13 protein-coding genes and 1 pseudogene are annotated in these 17342 nt (G+C 45.9%); 7 read left to right on the top strand and 7 right to left on the bottom strand.

Annotated elements, in window-relative coordinates; genetic code table 11:
• Positions 1 to 40: 40 nt before the first annotated feature.
• The 4 genes from QUB33_RS13565 to coaBC all read left to right on the top strand — a co-directional run bounded on the left by QUB33_RS13565 (position 41) and on the right by coaBC (position 4757).
• Positions 41 to 2131, top strand: coding sequence for a CHASE domain-containing protein (locus QUB33_RS13565; protein ID WP_333351162.1), 2091 nt, complete (start codon positions 41 to 43; stop codon positions 2129 to 2131).
• Between the two features lie 400 nt (positions 2132 to 2531).
• Complete coding sequence (locus QUB33_RS13560) at positions 2532 to 3155, top strand: alpha/beta hydrolase (RefSeq protein WP_333160664.1); 624 nt, start codon at positions 2532 to 2534, stop codon at positions 3153 to 3155.
• A gap of 45 nt (positions 3156 to 3200) precedes the next feature.
• Positions 3201 to 3413 (top strand): protein IsiD, encoded by a 213-nt coding sequence (isiD, locus tag QUB33_RS13555; protein ID WP_006632739.1) that lies wholly within the window; start codon positions 3201 to 3203, stop codon positions 3411 to 3413.
• Between the two features lie 144 nt (positions 3414 to 3557).
• Entirely contained in the window at positions 3558 to 4757 is a 1200-nt protein-coding gene (gene coaBC, locus QUB33_RS13550; protein WP_333351161.1) for a bifunctional phosphopantothenoylcysteine decarboxylase/phosphopantothenate--cysteine ligase CoaBC, read from the top strand.
• Between the two features lie 95 nt (positions 4758 to 4852).
• On the opposite strand, the gene QUB33_RS13545 is transcribed toward coaBC, so the two are convergent.
• Together QUB33_RS13545 and QUB33_RS13540 are read right to left on the bottom strand one after the other, a co-directional pair.
• Complete coding sequence (locus QUB33_RS13545) at positions 4853 to 5158, bottom strand: transcriptional regulator (protein ID WP_333351160.1); 306 nt, start codon at positions 5156 to 5158, stop codon at positions 4853 to 4855.
• Positions 5145 to 5489, bottom strand: a complete 345-nt coding sequence (locus QUB33_RS13540) for a type II toxin-antitoxin system RelE/ParE family toxin (protein ID WP_333351159.1) — start codon at positions 5487 to 5489, stop codon at positions 5145 to 5147. The genes QUB33_RS13545 and QUB33_RS13540 overlap by 14 nt, the downstream gene beginning before the upstream one ends.
• 154 nt (positions 5490 to 5643) lie before the next feature.
• On the opposite strand from QUB33_RS13540, the gene QUB33_RS13535 reads away from it, so the two are divergent.
• Positions 5644 to 6117: a hypothetical protein gene (locus QUB33_RS13535; RefSeq protein WP_333351158.1), complete on the top strand. Its 474-nt coding sequence runs from the start codon at positions 5644 to 5646 to the stop codon at positions 6115 to 6117.
• Positions 6118 to 6218: 101 nt separating this feature from the next.
• Here QUB33_RS13535 and QUB33_RS13530 read toward each other — a convergent pair whose 3' ends face one another.
• The 4 genes from QUB33_RS13530 to QUB33_RS13515 form a co-directional block, all read right to left on the bottom strand.
• Complete coding sequence (locus tag QUB33_RS13530) at positions 6219 to 7901, bottom strand: DUF262 domain-containing HNH endonuclease family protein (protein ID WP_333351157.1); 1683 nt, start codon at positions 7899 to 7901, stop codon at positions 6219 to 6221.
• A gap of 159 nt (positions 7902 to 8060) precedes the next feature.
• Complete coding sequence (locus QUB33_RS13525) at positions 8061 to 9131, bottom strand: aromatic ring-hydroxylating dioxygenase subunit alpha (protein WP_333351156.1); 1071 nt, start codon at positions 9129 to 9131, stop codon at positions 8061 to 8063.
• Positions 9131 to 9817 carry a class I SAM-dependent methyltransferase gene (locus QUB33_RS13520; RefSeq protein WP_333351155.1) on the bottom strand — a complete coding sequence of 229 codons (687 nt, stop codon included), beginning with the start codon at positions 9815 to 9817 and terminating at the stop codon, positions 9131 to 9133. Before QUB33_RS13520 ends, QUB33_RS13525 begins: the two co-directional genes overlap by 1 nt.
• Positions 9818 to 10110: 293 nt before the next feature.
• Positions 10111 to 12063, bottom strand: a complete 1953-nt coding sequence (locus QUB33_RS13515; RefSeq protein ID WP_333351154.1) for an FAD-dependent oxidoreductase — start codon at positions 12061 to 12063, stop codon at positions 10111 to 10113.
• A 786-nt stretch (positions 12064 to 12849) separates the two neighbouring features.
• On the opposite strand from QUB33_RS13515, the gene QUB33_RS13510 reads away from it, so the two are divergent.
• Together QUB33_RS13510 and QUB33_RS13505 are read left to right on the top strand one after the other, a co-directional pair.
• Entirely contained in the window at positions 12850 to 14370 is a 1521-nt protein-coding gene (locus tag QUB33_RS13510) for a CHAT domain-containing protein (RefSeq protein ID WP_333351198.1), read from the top strand.
• A gap of 128 nt (positions 14371 to 14498) precedes the next feature.
• The gene (locus QUB33_RS13505; RefSeq protein WP_333351153.1) at positions 14499 to 16616 is read left to right on the top strand and encodes a hypothetical protein; all 2118 of its coding nucleotides are present in this window, start codon (positions 14499 to 14501) and stop codon (positions 16614 to 16616) included.
• Positions 16617 to 16818: 202 nt separating this feature from the next.
• Here the strand turns inward: QUB33_RS13505 and QUB33_RS13500 are convergent.
• Positions 16819 to 17166 (bottom strand): annotated as a pseudogene (locus QUB33_RS13500) (transposase); the annotation flags it as partial.
• Positions 17167 to 17342: the final 176 nt, after the last annotated feature.

Genomic DNA, 17342 nt, shown 5'->3' with positions numbered 1-17342 from the left:
CTTAAACGAATTGCACTCCGGTGGCACAAGGTGTGGGAATATGAATGTTGCGAGCAATTGGTTTAATTCGCTGACCGAAAGTTTACTGTCGCACCGTCGTTACATTCCAGCAGCGCTGACTCTTTGCACAGGTACGAGTTTGTCATTGGTAGCCGCAGCCGTTGTGTGGCATTCGGAAAACCAACGAATGCAAGCGGAATTTCATCAGCAAGCCGATCGCCTGAATGTGACATTGCAGCAAAGCATCAATAAAAATTTAGAAGTTCTGTACTCACTTGAAGGATTCTACAGGGCATCTACTGAAGTTAGCCGACAAGATTTTAAGCTATTCGCTCAACCTGCACTTGCCCGAAATACTGCTATACATTCTGTTAACTGGATTCGGCGCGTGCCTGCTGCCCAAAAAGCAGCTTACGAACAAACAATTCGAGCCGCAGATTTTCCGGCCTTTCAAATTTACGAGCGAACTCCTGACAAAAAGCAGGTCAAAGTAAAAGCGCGATCGGAATACTTTCCAATTATTTACAGAGAAGCACTAGAAGAAGATAACAAAGTGATCGGTTTTGATGTTGCCTCCAGTCCCGATCGCAAAGCAGCTTTAGAGAAATCGGTGAATACCGGGAAAATAGCGGCTTCGGCGCGGATTAGATTAGTCAGCAACAATCAACCGGGATTGCAAGTATTTCTACCAGTACCCCGCCGCACAACTTCTGCCGATAACTCGGTTAACAGCCGCCAAAACCTCATGGGAGTTATTGCGGGTCTGTTTCAGATCACGAGTATGGTCGATTCCTCTTTAGAATCACTAAATTTAGACAACATTAATTTTTACCTCTATGACAACTCTGCTATAGAGAAAGAACGCTTTCTGGTGCGCTACGACTCACAAGCTAAGCAGTTGATAGATAACCCAAAACACGAAAAGCCAGAGTTAGCTAATTTGCGGGGAAAAATCTGTCAAAATCCTAGTGCTTGCACTCGCTTATTTAACGTAGCAGACCGCCAGTGGAGGCTGCTAGTTTTGCCTGGAAAGGGGTACAACAGTATGAGGACGCATCAGGGCTCGCTGGCAATTGGCGCGATCGGGCTATTGATGACTGGCGGCTTGACGATTTACCTGTTGATGTCTCTAGAACGTACTGCAAAAGTAGAACAGCAAGTGTACGATCGCACAATTCAACTAAAACAGCGCACCGCTGAACTAGAAACGGCACTAAAAAATTTGCAGGAAGCTCAATTTCAACTAATCCAAACTGAAAAAATGTCCAGCTTGGGGCAGTTGGTGGCTGGAGTTGCCCACGAAATTAACAATCCTGTCAACTTCATCTCTGGCAACCTGCTCCATACAGGCGAATATACTCAAAGCTTGCTGGAACTTGTGGAAATATACCAGCAGCAATATCCAAACCCAACACCAGAAGTGCAAGCCAAACAAAAAGAGATCGATTTAGAGTTTATCAGTGAAGACTTGCCTAAAATCCTAAAATCTATGAATATGGGAGCTGAACGCATCCGCCAAATCGTGCTTTCTCTGCGGAACTTTTCGCGCTTGGATGAAGCTGAAATGAAGTCGGTTGACATTCACCAAGGCATTGACAGCGCCTTGATGATTTTGGATAGTAGGCTGAAACCCCAACCTGGTTTTCCAGGCATTCAAGTCCTCAAAGAATACGGAAATTTGCCCTTAGTGGAATGCTGGGCGGGACAATTAAATCAGGTATTTATGAATGTTTTGAGCAATGCCATTGATGTTTTACATGAAAAAAAGAGTCACATTTTACCAAACGGTAAAAATTCCTATGATGCAGCTTTTTTACCTAGGATTCGCATTCGCACTGAACTTTTAAGTTCTAATTGTGTATGCGTGCGAATTGCTGACAATGGATCGGGCATGACGGAGAATGTAAAAAAATGTTTGTTCGATCCGTTTTTTACTACCAAACCTGTAGGCAAAGGTACTGGGCTGGGTTTGGCGATCGCCTATCAAATAGTGGACAAACATCAAGGTTCGCTCAGGTGCGTATCGGCTCCGGGAGAGGGAACTGAATTCTGGATTGAGGTGCCGGTGCGACAACAGTCTAAGCAATCTGTTTCTAAGGTTTCACCGGCAGTAGGTGCCAGTTGGAATTAGCGGGAGAAATCTCGCTTCTATCTGAGTATTGCTGGAAGCATCTCAATGAAAGCAGCCCAGCTAGAAATGGGAGTTGGGAGGCAAGAGGCAGGAGGAAAGAGGAAGAAAGAAGTAGCCATAAGAATTGTTTTTACAAATATAAAATGCTCCCTAATTCCTATTTAGAAAAGGTGAACTATCCGCACTCTACTTGGGAAAGTTTCGGATTTCGCACTCTACTTTCAACAGTTAACAGTTAACAGTCAACAGTCAACAGTCAACAGTCAACAGTCAATTGTTATAGTGATTGGCAAGCGCCTGCTAATTTCCAGTGGAATATTGCCGAAAACAAATATATGGGTTTTACCCGTCGTGACAATTTATAATTGTAGCAAGGCCAGATTACCAATTATTAACTACGATGTCTTTACAATCTATTAGCATTCCGCCCACAACGGATCGCAAACCTGTCGCTTTGATGGTCGCTTTACATGGATGGGGTGCTAATGCTCGGGATTTGACTTCCTTAGCACCCTTTTTCAATTTGCCGGATTATCAGTTTGTGTTTCCCGATGCCCCCTTTCCCCATCCCCAGGTAACGAGCGGCAAAGCGTGGTATAACCTTCAAACCAAAGAGGCTCAGGGATTGGTAGAAAGCCGGCAATTGCTGAGGGAATTTTTGCTGTCTTTGGAAAGCAGCACGGGCGTGCCTTTGTCTCGCACGATTTTAAGTGGCTTTTCTCAAGGCGGAGCGATGACTCTAGATGTGGGATTGACTTTGCCCCTAGCTGGTTTAATTTGTCTGAGCGGTTATTTACACCAGATTTCACCAGTTGCGGGGAGTGTTTTGCCACCTGTTTTAATCGTACACGGTACTCAAGATACTATTGTGCCTGTTAGTGCTGCTGTCCGATCGCGCGAGAGTTTGACGGCTTGGGGAGCTGCGGTGCAGTATCGAGAATTTAACATGGGACACGAGATTCTGCCGGAAGTTATAGAGGTAATACGAAGTTTTGTTGTAGAAACTGTGTCGAAATCTGATTAAAGGTTTAGTATATAGTATGGCGGAAGTCTCGGGCAGGGGAAAAAAATGAAAACTTTAACCAAAGCATCGCGCGATATAGCTGTACTTACTTCTCAGGACGTGGCAGAATTGGCTGTCCGTTTGGAAGTTGACGATTATACAGATCCTTTTGAGGGATTGAATGATTGGCATTTGTTGCGATCGCTTGCTTTTCAGCGGCCGGAGCTAGTTGAACCTTATCTCCACCTTCTGGATATGGAAGCCTACGACGAAGCATAGACTGAAAAATCTAGCTCAAAATTTTCGACGGAATTGAGGAAGAAGTTAGCAGCATATTTTGTTGCGGATTAAACAGATGAATTAGGGATTTTAGCCTGTTTTTATCTTAATTTCTTTCTTGATTCTTTTTTATGAAAAAATGACATGAAAGGCAGACGAATTTTAATCGGCGTTAGTGGCGGGATTGCGACTTATAAAGTTTGCGAAGTAGTTTCAACTTTAGCGAAAGCTGGAGCGGAAGTTAAAGCTATTCTTACTGATGCGGCCGGCGAGTTTGTAACGCCTTTGACTTTTGCTACTCTGTGCCGCCATCCTGCTTTTACTGACAAAGATTTTTGGCAACCAAGTCACGGGCGCCCCCTGCATATTCAACTGGGAGAATGGGCGGAAGTTTTTGTTATTGCTCCCCTGACGGCTAATACTTTGGCTAAGTTGGCGGGGGGTTTTGCTGATAATTTGCTGACTAATACTGTCTTAGCTTCTAATTGCCCTATTTTGCTGGCACCGGCGATGAATACGGATATGTGGGAACAGCCGGCGGTGCAGCGGAATTGGCGGGAAGTGTTGAGTTATCGGCGCTATCATGCTGCGAATCCGGGGGCGGGAATGCTGGCGTGCGATCGCGCGGGTGTCGGCCGCATGGCAGAACCTGGTGAGATTTTGCCTCATATTGAATCGCTGTTGTATGCGAAGGGCGATCGAGATTTAGCGGGCATTCGGGTGTTGATCAGTGCGGGAGGAACGCGGGAACACCTCGATCCGGTGCGGTTTATCGGCAATCCTTCCAGCGGCAAAATGGGTATAGCTTTGGCGCAAGCTGCACAGCACCGCGGCGCTACAGTGACGCTGGTACACAGTATAACTGGCGAATTGCCGCTCTCAGGTGTGCGGGCGATCGCAGTTGCGAGTGCAGAAGAAATGCGGCAGGCGATGCTGCAATGCTTTCACGAGGCGGATTTGACAGTGATGGCGGCGGCGGTAGCGGATGTGAAACCTGCCGAGTACAGTAGTGAGAAATTGCCGAAGCGATCGCTCCCGAATTGTTTACCGTTGGCACCGGTAGCGGATATTGTGGCAGAGTTGGGAAAGTTGAAACAGCCGCACCAAAAATTAATCGGGTTTGCAGCACAAACTGGGGATATTGTCAAGCCAGCTTTGGAGAAATTGCGGACAAAGAAACTGGATGTAATTGCCGCAAACCCGATCGATCAAATAGGTGCTGGTTTCGGCAGCAATACCAATCAAGCAATATTAATTAATGCCGCCGGGAAGCAAGTAGAAATAGCACCTTGCAGCAAGCTAGAAATGGCTCACCGATTGTTAGATTTTGTGATGAACGGGTGAGGGCGCGAATTACTCATTAACTGGGATTAATTACTACTGGTTCGGGCGATAATTCTGATTTCCGAATCTCCGTTGATTCTGAGTCAGCGAGCAACTTAATATCTGCGACAGTAATTAATTTCTAGTTTAAATCCTAACGCTTCGAGCAATTCTACCAAACTGTAAATTTCTGAACCGCCGCTTTCAGTCAGTATCTTATCGAGTTTTTCGTGATGTTCTTTTGCTGAATCAGAAAGAGCATTCATCCTGATTTTAGCCTCAATTACCTTTCTGATGGCATTTCTCAGGAGTGCGGGTTCAGGGTCTTTTTCTTCCAAGATAGCCCCGATAAAACCAGCAGCGTGTTCGGCATCTTTGAGAGATTCAATTAGGGACTCGCGGTAGCTATCACTCGTAGGCATTTTCATTTCTTTCATACTCGGCCGAATACTCCTTCGCTTTGCGAATATCTTGTTCTTGGGTACTTTTATCCCCACTACAGAGCAGAAGCACAATTGTGGCTCCTATTTGTCTAAAATAAATCCGGTAGCCAGGGCCGTAGTTAATCCTGAGTTCGTAGACACCATCTCCTACTGGCTTATAATCCCCCAGATTGCCGAGACTAACTCGCTCAAGCCTTGCATCAACCTTAACTTGGGCTTTGCCATCTCGTAGGGCGTAGTACCACTCTAAGAAAGGAATTCTGCCATCAGGTCGGATGTAACGTCGAATTTCTCTCTCTTGTACTTCCATGATTTTATCCTAATTCATTAACAATTCCTATCGTAAGTGCGGTGACAGTGCATTAAGTGGGCAAATAAATCATACTTAAGACAGAGGTATTCGAGCGACAAAATAGTAAACCTTGTTTCAGGAAACACAGTTTAAATCTAACAGGGGATTGTGAATGAATTTTAAATCGATCGCAAAAACCAATCTACTATTCGGCAGCCTGATAATTAGCCTCGGATTGCAATCACTTCCAGCAGCAGCGCAATCAGTCACCGACGCGCAAGTTTCCGCCCTTGTAGAAGCGCTGCGACAAGCCGCCCCGCCACAAGCCGCCAATGACGGAATGTACAGTCAGTGGCAAGTTTTACCAGGCAATATTTCCCGCTGGGCCAAATTCTGTACCAAACAAGATTTAACACCGCAACAATTTGAGGCCGACGCGACAAAAGCCAAATCAATTGTTACCTGTATCGTGGGCGATTTGCTGCGCGACGAATACAAAGCTAGCAGCAACAATGAATTAACCGCCATACGTCGCGCCGCTTGCTGGTGGATGACAGGGGACTCCGCAGCTTGCAAAAGTGGCGCAACTGCTACTTTTGCCGATAAAGTTGTCAGCGTTTACCAGAAGCAGCAACCTAAAAAGTAAAGTTTTTGCGGGCGGAATTTAGATTTTTTCACCGCAGATTGACGCAGATGGTTTTGTGCTGATGGACAGATAATAGGAATTGGATATCAAATTCAATTATCCTATAAGCGCCAAAGATTCTTGAGAACATTAATCAGCTCTTTCTGTCGTCGAGCGATTACTTCTGGCGTCCATTCCTGTTCCCGCAGCACTTGGGTAGTAAGCACAAAGGGTGAAACGCCCGTTTTAGTAGTGAAATACTTCTGCTTTTTTACCTCAAAATCATAATTTTGGGCCAGACTGTTTTTCGCACAAGATAGCAAAACTAAGTTGCCAAGACGATGCACATATTGATCGCGCTCTTGCTGACTAGGAAACGACTTCATCCACTCACTATTAGGCCCTGGATTTTGGGGAAGTACGTGCTCGACAGTAATGTTGGAGAAGTTGTAAGATGCTTCACCTTCTGACAGAGCAGCATCTAAGCGCAGCAAAACATAACGACGAATTTTTTGAATTAGGTAAAGGTCACTATCGAGGACTCTAAGGATATTGTTTGACTCTTCAGGAGTAAACTGGAGCGGTGAATTGGAATTGAATAAATCTTCCTCTTGCTCAATAGCAGTAAGCAATTTGCTGTAACGTTCAATGCGCTCATTGATATTGGCGCGGACAATCATTAAACCTGCGGCTAGGCGGTCTAAATCTATAAAGAAACGCACCAAATTATCAGGGTTATTACGGTTGCGCGATAGGTAAAAAATGGCAGGCGGTATCCAGTCGAAATTATCAATTCTGTCTAAATATTTAAAGAGTTGATTTATTTCTTCTGCACGCCAAACGCTTTCATACCTTAAGTTCTGAATTTCCGAAAAAGCCTTAGCATACGGATCTAAAATTTCATCAATGAATTGCTGAGGCCCAGCCGCAGGATTGATGTTTTCCTGAAAATCTTTAAGGACGCTCTTGTTGAGTTTTTTCTTTTCCTTAATCATGCGAATATGAGAAAACAAATCTTTGAATAAGTCGCGTCCCAGCTCCTCCTCAATATTTTCCCACTTTTTAGTATATTTTTCTTGTTGGCTTTCCGGTATTTTTCCGATAATGTCAGCTTTCAAGATATCAGTTAGAGAGAGATCCAATCCCCTATTGTTCAACACAGAAAATATCCGATATGCAGAGTCAAAGTCAGGCGTAGAAACCACTACCAAGAAGCACTGAGTAATGATGAACTGGGCAAGGCGTATACAGCACTGTTCGCCTATCGCCTGCAAACGTTGCAAGAATAAATGTGCATTTTCTTGAATCAGCTTCTGACTATCCATCAGCTCAGCACTGTTCAATTCTTTGAGCTTGTCAATACCACCTTCATTTTGAATATATGCCTTGAAAAAGTCTGCATCTCGCTCGCGCAAAGTCAGACGGTAACGATTAGGAGTACCCGCAATTAAACTGCCTTTTTGGTATAGAAAAGTCGTCAAGTCATTGGCGTGTTCTTTTGGCAATGATGCCCTGAGAGCAGCTAGTAGTATGGTGAGGGTGGTTAGACGTTGCTGACCATCTACAATTTCAGCGGCTGGTTGCTCCGATTTAATCAAAACAATGCTGCCTAGAAAGTAGGGGTTGAGTTCATCAATCGTCTCGTTACCTTCTCCCAAGAATGTTAGCAGGTCTTCCAGCAGTTCCCCAGCTTCCTCCTTTGTCCAAGCATAGGGACGCTGGTAGAGGGGAATGGTGAACACAAAGTCATCGCTAAAGATTTTCTTAATGGGGTGTTCCTCACCCTTGATGCTGACACGGTTCATGCTTGGTTCCTGTGTTAGGTGTGGTTGGTAATTGCTTCCCGAAAGTCAATTTTCCCTGTTGCTAGAATACCATGCTCAAGCTTGGAAAGGCGAGCTCTCAACTTAGGCTGTGCAGGCGGGTTTCATTCGTCCCGCTGTAGGCTTAAATCTGTGACTGAATTATCCATTTTCTGCCTGACTTCTCATCAACTTTTGCACGCTGGCTAAAGCCCGATTTAATTCATAATTTTTTCTTTCTGAATTCTGCAAAAAAGCTTGTTGTTCTTCTTCAATCATTAACACATCCTGCCGCACCAAACCATCTAATAACTTTTGAGCCGCACCGAAACAACTATCTTTGATAAACCTGCGAAACCAAACAGGCAATTTGTGCAGCCGCCAAAACGCATTTAATGAGGTAAAGTGAATTAAATAAGCCCGAGTTGCTCTCTCGCTGACCGGACAAACCAAGCAGTAAATCTTAAAGTCGCTCCCCAAAGTTGAAACCCAATGCGGGTAAACATAACTCACCTCCAGCGGTTCCGGGTGCAGTCGGCGCAAAGACTTAAAAAACAACTGAGAAATCGACCAGATTTTATCTATTTTGTAATAACTTTGTGCCTGATAGCGAGCAGTTACTTGATGCTTGTTTTCTTCTATAGTATCTAACACCGGATTTGCCCAAGCTTGCCAATCATCGTGCAAGTGTCCGTGGTACATATCCATCAAGTTTTCAATTAAAAATGAATAGTGTGCCTGACAGTCGATGACTGAAACTGTGGCAATATAATTGAGATGTTCCCACTCGGGCAAATCCAGTAAATCTATTTTTTCTGCTTGCATTTCTTCGCCGGGAAACAGCCAGATAAAACCGTTTTTTTCCTGGACTGGATAGGAGCGAATTTTGCAGTTAGGTAGCTTTTGGTTTTCTGCTAAATAATCGACTTCGGCGCATTCTCCGCTTGCATTTAACCGCCATCCGTGGTAAGCACATTCGATTAAATCGCCTTTAACTTGACCGTGGCTGAGTTTAACTTGTCGGTGCGGACATCTATCTTCTAAAGCGTTGATTTTGCCTGCACTATCGCGAAAAAGTACGATCGCCCGATTCCAGATTTTCGCAGCTAGCGGCTGAGTTTGCACCTCGGTGCTGCGGGCGATGGCATACCAGCGATCGAGATTAATGCCCAACTGGCGGATGTGAGTTTTTTCTCCCCTTGCAGATACCGATTTTATCGCGTTGTTTTGCATTACAAATGTTCCCAAATTACGCCCATAAAACAACCCAATTTTACAAAATAACAGCCCGGAAAGCAACGACTGTAAATTCTTCTAAATCTCCGTTCTGACAAATACCTATCGTTAGCTAAATGCTTCAACCACCCCGGAGACAATCGAAATTTTAATAATCTTAAAGCCTTGCGAACTCCGTAGGTGGAACAGTCGGGCATAAAATCTCTGGCTGCACCTAATATGTAGCCTACTGTAGCAGGTGTTTCGACTTCCGAAATATTATCTAAAAAAACGATTTTTCCGTGGGGATTTAACATTTTTTTTATGGCATCGAGGGCGGCGGGTAGGTTGGGCAGGTGGTGAAAAGTAGCAGCACTAACTATTAAATCAAATTGGCGATCGAGCGCTAATTGACTGGCATCCATTTGGATGTATTCGATATTGGGGGCTGAGCGTTTTTGACGGGCGATGTCCAGCATTTTTGCTGACACATCTACGGCGACAACATTCTCGTAATACTGGGCTAATTCAAAAGCAAGAATTCCCGAACCGCAGCCAATATCTAATGCTGCACCTTTGCTGGCCGATAGGTTGTTAGTAAAGAAATCGTTCTGGTTTTGCAAGGTGGCAGCGAAATCGTATTCTGTTGCAAAAGCATCAAACATTACAGATTTATTGCGAATTTTGCAGTTACTATTCAGCATCTATTATTGCTTTATACTCATTCAATAATATTTTAACCGTATATCCACCCCCCTCAACGCAGATATTTTTTTTGTTCGCAAGCTCTGCCTTTTCTCGTTAGGGAAACCACACCCACAAACCGTAACTCATCTTAAAAAAAGAATGCAACTGTAGGAAACCTCCAAACCCTTCTTGAATCAGTGATTCCCATTTCTTCAAATCTAAAATCTAAAATGGTATGACAGGGGGCGGGTTTCACCGAGGATAGCAGCCAATAATTGACGATTTATAAAACCCGCCCCTGCTGCAAACCTTAGATTTTTAACACGCCTTCGGGATTCACCGTCAAGAGCGATCGCCTCTGCAAACCCTCCTGATATAAAATAGCATTAGCTGCCAACAAACCGCTGCTAACTGCCCTTTCCATTAAACCGCAAGGAAACGGCATTTTTACCCAATCTCCTGCAAACAAAAGATTGGGAACAGCGCAGCAAGTCTCCGGGCGTTCCGCATAACTACCGGGCGGATATCCAGAGAAATTCTTTTGATTTACCAATTCCCGGTGCAGCATATTTGCCTCTTTTAATTCCGGTACAATTTCGTACAATTCTTGCTCAAAAGTAGCCAGTAAAACTTCCTGGTTCGGAAATTCCTTTTCCTTGTAACAATAAGCGTGCAGTTCCACTACACTACCGCCAGTTTTCTGATTCCACTCGATGAACTGATCCTGAATTCGGTGGTAAAGCGTAATGCTGTCAGTCAGTTTGTAGCCGGAAAGCGAGCTGAAATTGCTGTGTTCCCATGAAAATTCGCGATCGAACCAAAAACGACCCACCGCAAACGGATCGGCTATTTTCAAACTCTCGATCCGGCTCTGCACCTGCGGATTCACCTCACCGCTCGCTAAACTAAACAAATGCTGCATCCCCGGAACATCTGCCGCCAAAACATAGTAATCAGCCTTCAATGTTTCTCCCAATTTTTGCGGCTGCGATTGGTTAACCGCTGCTGCTAACTGTATTTCATCTGCTTTTTCATCTACTACCTTAAATCGAGGCAAATCCCGCTGAGCAGGCCCGCTCACAACTCGCCCTTCGGCATCAAAAACGGCCCCGTGACAAGGACAGTGAAATTGACCGTCGTTCTGTTTCTGAACTGTGCAGCCTTGGTGAGTGCAGCTCAGAGAAATTGCCTCTTTTCCCGACGGTGCCGCAGCAAATACGCTGTCCCCAGCGCCGAAATATTCGGTAGAGTTGCTGTCAGTTAACAGCCTGTTTCGCTTCACCCAAAAAGGTATTTTACTTTGCACGTCTCCAGACTGATAACTCAGAGAATCAATCTTGCCGTTTTCCCAGCGAATCTCACTGACTGCGACATCTGTCAATACTTTGCCGCCTTTACTTTCAATGGCTCTGGCAATAGGCTGCACCAAACTCGTTCCCATATCTTGCCGCGTGCCGTTGAAGGCCAAACCCTCTGGATTTCCGAAAAAGTAAAAGTGGAAAAATTGCATTAATTCTCCCGCGCTCAATTCGTCTGGAGCGTTGAGGCTGGACTTGGCAAAAGGCAGAAAATACAAGTCATAAAGCCCGCGCGGAAATTCACCTTTTACCCAGTCGGCAACTGATATATTGTCGAGGCGATCGAAAGTTTTTTCAGTTTGAAAACCGCCGATTTCCCGAAATACTTGCCAGTGAGCGGGTTGTGTCAGATTGATTCCCCACTTGAGCCGATTGGGAGAAGATATCCCCAAATCAACTATATTCCAGGGAAAAGCTGAATGGTTGGGACGGAAAACTTCGGGTTTGTATTTGCCGTCTCGAAACAGAACGGCGTAGGATTCTAAAGATACAAAGTTATCAGTAATTTCTAGTTCTTCAACGACACTTTTGAGGTTGTAGTATTGCGGAAAAAAACCGTGGAAACCGTGTTCCATCATAAAAGTTTCGTTCCCGACTTGAATCGGCCAACTAGCAATTTTGCCGCCGAGTTGGGGCGATTTGTCGAGCAATGTTACCGCGAAACCCCGCTGGGAGAGTTCGTAAGCACAGGCGAGCCCGGCCAAGCCTGCCCCTACAACTGCAACGGTTTTGCGGTTATTCAGCATTCGCGGCAAGTCAAGAGAATCTTGCACAAAAATGGTGGGTTCTGGCTTGGAAAATCGAGAGTAGCCCAGCAGCCCGCCTGCGGCACCGACTCCGAGGAATTTGAGGGCGGTTCTTCGAGAAACTGGTTGGGATAGCGGTGAATTGGTTGATTGACTCATCAGCGGTACGCGGTAACGGGCTTTAAACACAAATACGCCATAAGGCATATATCATAGACCGAAATCAGGATATGTGAAGAAATACTAAGACACATCCCCCAATCGGATCGCGATCGTGTCAAGTTCGATCGCACACAATGTATAGCGGAAGGAAGCAGGCTTCAGTTATCTAGGAGAGAAGGAAGAATCAACAAGGAAAAAGCGATCGACCCCATAGCGTAAAATCCTCTAAATAATTAGGTGTTTTTATTTATGTTGCTCAACTCTTGGCATCCGCCGCCAATGATGTTAAAAAATTAGGAGGTTTTCAGGCAAAATCTTAGGCAAAAGGCAGTTTCGGCGAAGTGTACGAAATAACCTCGCAGATATCCGAGGCAAAATAATTAAGCACTCGATGTTTAACTAAGTTGGCGCGAAAAAACCTAACTATTTTAAAATAACTAAATACAGAGAATATATCTACTGAGGTAACTCAATATATCGGCGCTCGATTCAGGGTATTCCTCACTTAATACCAAGACAAAACCCTATTAAAACTGAAAAATGGGTATGTGTCGCAAAAAATAAAAGACGCCCGTATAGGTAATGCCGATTAAATCTACCTGGCTGCTATGGAAAAAACAGGACTTACTTGAACAAACCGGATTTTTGCGTAAGTCCTGTTTATGCAAAACCCCTGCATAATTTGCAAACTTTTACATAAATCGCGAATTTCTTGGTGCGGAGACTTTGTTGCTGCTGCTGTCCACACCCTAGGGTAGATATTTGCGGTTGGCCTTGAATGCTATGCTCGTGTCGCGATCGCCAGCACAGTCAAAATTCCCAGCTACATCCAAATTTTTGCCAACTGCTGCCGCCAACGGCGCCCTTAACCGCCCCAAAATCATGCACTACCAATCCCAGCAGCAACGGCAAAAACACACTACTCAGAAAAAAATTAAAAAAGCTATTTTTTACTGTTTGATAGCAATATTTTTCTGCTGGAGTACCGCGAACCTCGCTACAATTGCCCAAAACACAGGCCAGGGCGGGCTTAACGGGCAAGAAATGAGAAATTTGCTCGATCGGGGAAACCTCACCGAAGCCGTCACCAGAATCGAAGAAACCTGGGAAGGAGACTATCAAAAATACTTTGAACAAGACTTTGACACCCGTGGGGAAACCGCCGAAGCAATATCAAAAACTCTCTCCCGCCTAGCAGTTCAAACAAAGAAAAAACCTGCTTTAATTTACGCTATCCCGCGCACCGACCAACTAGAATTAATCTTAATATTACCCGATCGCCCGCCCATTCTCCGCAGCATCCCGGAAGCCAAACAAGAGAAACTCCTCTCAGTAGTCCAAGAATTGGGGAGCGAAATCACCAATCCCCTAAAACTCAACACCACCAGCTATCTAGAACCAGCCCAACAACTCTACAAATGGATAGTTGCGCCCCTAGAAACAGATTTGCAAACAGCAAAAATTGAAACCTTGCTGTTCTGCGCCGGCGCAGGTTTACGAACCGTACCCTTAGCAGCAATGCACGACGGACAGCAATTTTTAATCCAAAAATACAGCCTCGCCCGCATCCCCGCCTTCAACCTCATAGACATCAATTACGCCGACCTCAGAAACGTGCAAGTCCTAGGAATGGGAGCATCAGATTTCGCAGAAACGGCAAACAAAGAACCGCTACCAGCAGTTCCATTAGAACTCGGCGCGATCGCCCGACAGTGGCCCGGTCAATCCTTTCTCAACGAAGATTTCACCATAGTAAACTTGCAATCCCAGCGACTGCAACAAAGATACGGAATCATCCACATTGCCACCCACGCCGAATTCCGCCCCGGAACCCCAAATAACTCCTACATTCAATTTTGGGACACCCAACTGCGCCTCGATCAAATGAGAGAATTAAAATGGAACAATCCGCCCCTCGAACTGTTAGTATTAAGCGCCTGTAGAACCGCCTTGGGAGACAAAGAAGCAGAATTCGGATTTGCCGGTTTAGCACTGCAATCGGGAGCAAAATCAGCCCTCGCGAGTCTGTGGTACGTCAGCGATGCGGGGACTCTCGCCCTGATGACAGAGTTTTACCAGCAGTTAAAAATCAGCAGGCCAAACGACCCTCCAATCATTAAAGCTGAAGCTCTCAGGCAAGCACAAATTGCCGAGATCGAAGGCAAAGTGACGATCGAACGCGGTCAACTGCGAAGTTCCCGGGGTGAAACTCCCTTGCCCCCGTCCATCCCCAAACTCGACAGCAAAGATTTATCCCATCCGTATTATTGGGCAGCTTTCAGCATTATCGGCAGTCCTTGGTAAGTGGGCCTCTTGACCGACAGTGGTGATAGGCTATAAAACATAAAGTAATTTAATATCTGTAGCTGTCGCTCAACCAACCACCACCAACCTGTGACGAATCAAGCGGGAGCCTTCAAGGGGAAAGAAAGATGAAAAAATTAGAATTTTTGCTACAGAAAGAAGGCGATCGCGCCTGGTTGCCCCTAGAAACCTCCGACGTGGAAATTCTAGAAGGTAAATACCGTGTTGTTGCTCGCATTCAGCACCCCAACACCGACATCGAAATTCGCGTTACCCATACTTCCTTCGACCCAGGGGCGCAGCGGAAAGTCCAAAGCAGATCGGCCCGCACCAACCCCGAAGGATTAGTCGTGATCATTCCCTACACCAGGCTCAAACCGGGACTGTGGGAACTCTCCTGCTTGCCAGATCCCAAAGCAACACCACTAAAACCTTGGCAGTACGGCGTTCAGTTGGAAGTATTGCCCGCAGAATCGGAAACCTCCGAACCCCTACCGCCGATCGACCAAACCGAACCCGCAACTTCCCCTCCAGCCCCACAAATTGCAGCACCAGTCGATCGCCCAGCCCCACAAATCGCAGCACCGGTCGATCGCCCAGCCCCACAAATCCCTGCACTGGTCGATCGCGCAGCCCCACAAATCCCTGCAGCCAATTCAGCACCGCCGCAGACCAAAATCTACCAATTCCCCATTCCCCAAACCCCCGAACCCAAACCGGGCGTCCAACTCGAACTCGTCCTCGATCGAGAAACCTTCGTCACCCAACTCGGTCGCCCCTTAATCATTTCCGGCAAAATCGACCTTCCCCAGCCCCCCCAAAAAAACCGAAAAACAGCAACTCTCATCCCCGAATCCGAAGCACTAGAACTCAAACAACTCATCGGTTCAGCACAACTGCAAATTTACCTGCGCGACCCCCAAACCTCAAAAATTCTCGCAGAAATCCAGCAGCCGATGCCAGAACAAGTTCCCCCCTGCCTCTTTGCCTGCGTCACCTACATTCCAACCGAGTGCAAAAGCCGCCTAATTTTAGGAGAAGCAGTTCTCAGCAGCGGCGGCGTCACCCTAGCCACCAAACTATTCACAATTACAGCCCGTTTAGAGCACCTTCTACAGGAAATTAAAGACAATTTCATCGAAGAAAAGCATCAAGCCGAACCCTCCCCAACTGCCTCAAAACCGTCTGGAAGCACCAAAAATATATCCTTCCTCAAGTTAGTAGAAAAATCCTTAGACCCTCCATCCCCCGCCGAAGTCCCAACCACTGAAGCCTTACCCCCTCTACTGGCTTCGCGTCACACCCCAAGTGGAGGCGGCCTAGAACTGCCCGCATTCGGTAACAAACTGCCCGACAGCAGCCGATCGCAATTGCTGTCGGAAATCTCCAATTCGCCTCGAACTGCCGCAGAGTCGATCGACCCACAAACCAAACCCTCAGACATCCCAACTTCCCCTAAAACAGCGGAAATCGGAGCGATCGACCAAAAACCAGAAAACAGCCCCGAATTAGAAAAAACAGCCCCAGAAACCCAGCCAGCACCCACAAAAAAGGCATTTCAAACCTTAAACGTCGAAAGTCGATTTTGGTCGCGACTGAGTTCCTTAGCCAGCAACGGCGAATCCCCGGAATGGCTCAAAGCAACCACCCTGTCGCCCACTCCAAAAGCCACCGCAAATAGCAGCGATGCTATTGCTGTTGTGGAAGAAAGCAGCGCAACCCAGCAGCAACCCGAAACCAGCCAAACAATTTCCGACCCCAAATCCACTAGCCCGGAAGCCAGAGAATTTGTGGTTTTTGACGAACCCCCGCAACCGAAAAAAGTTGCTAAAAAAACCGCAACTGTCGCAGAAGAAGTAACTCCCCCGACTCCCTACGTTTTGCCAGAAGACGAATTAGTACCGATGCCGATTTTGGAATTGCCGCGGGCCGAAATCCTCGCCGGCGGCCCCGTAAAAGTGCAAGTGCAACTGCCGGAATTAATGCCCCGGATTTATGTGAAAGTTTGGGTGTACGATCGACAAACCTACCTGATTCTCGACGGGCCGCGTTGGATTACCGAATTTCAATCTAACGGGTTGGGAAAAGTCCGAGCAAGTGTCGAGTTAGAGATTCCCTACGGCTGCATGGAAGTCGAATTTGAGGCGATCGCCGTCGAAATGCAAACTCAGCGGGAAAGCCACAAAGTAAGCGTTCACCGCCAAGTTTTGCCCCCAGCCGGGCCAACTTTACCCCTGGATGAGTAAGCCTAAATCCGCGTGTATCCCGGTTCATTCCCTGACATCTGCGGTTAAAAAAAGCCTCTTGACAAAAGACTATTAAAAAAATCTGGATTGGGTGGCGAGAAATCGAGGAATATTCCCGGTTTCTCGCCCGCGCCCAAGTCTGAATCTACTTAGGGTTTGCTGAATAAGTTAAAAAAAATCGCGATCGGAATTGATGGATGATTCAAGCTCGGCGACACATAATTTTTTGTTTTCTATAACTTGCCCAGTTATAGCTTTTGATAATGACTGACCCATAAACAGGTGTGATTTTCGGTTTGTGACATAAAAATACACAAAAAACCCGTCTTAACCAGGTAGAAAGGTTCATTACTAAAAAAATAATAGCAATGGCTGTACCAGAAGTACGATCACGTTTAGCCATTACTCGATTCAAGCTAAATCTTCTTTTTCCTTGTCCAAATTTACCCTCAATTGCCTGACGAATCCTCTCATCTTCCCTGGCTTGCTTTTTTGTTTCTTTACTAATAGTTGCTGGTGGCCTTCCTAACGGAGGCCCACTGATTCTAATTCAATACAGTTCAGTTAAGGCTCAAACGGTGGTAAATTAGGTAGGGTGTCTACAAAAGGAGAGCAAGTTAGCGTGCATCTCAAAGAATTCTCATTAGTCTCTCCCAAAATCCCAAGTAAGGAGATATTCAAAGCCATAGAGATAGCAATTCCAGCAAGTGCCATCGAACAAGCTAT

The sequence above is a fragment of the Microcoleus sp. B3-A4 genome, from assembly GCF_036705385.1.
Taxonomy (GTDB): domain Bacteria; phylum Cyanobacteriota; class Cyanobacteriia; order Cyanobacteriales; family Microcoleaceae; genus Microcoleus.
Note: the sequence above shows the minus strand (reverse complement) of the source record. Positions and strands in the feature narration are given on the sequence as shown.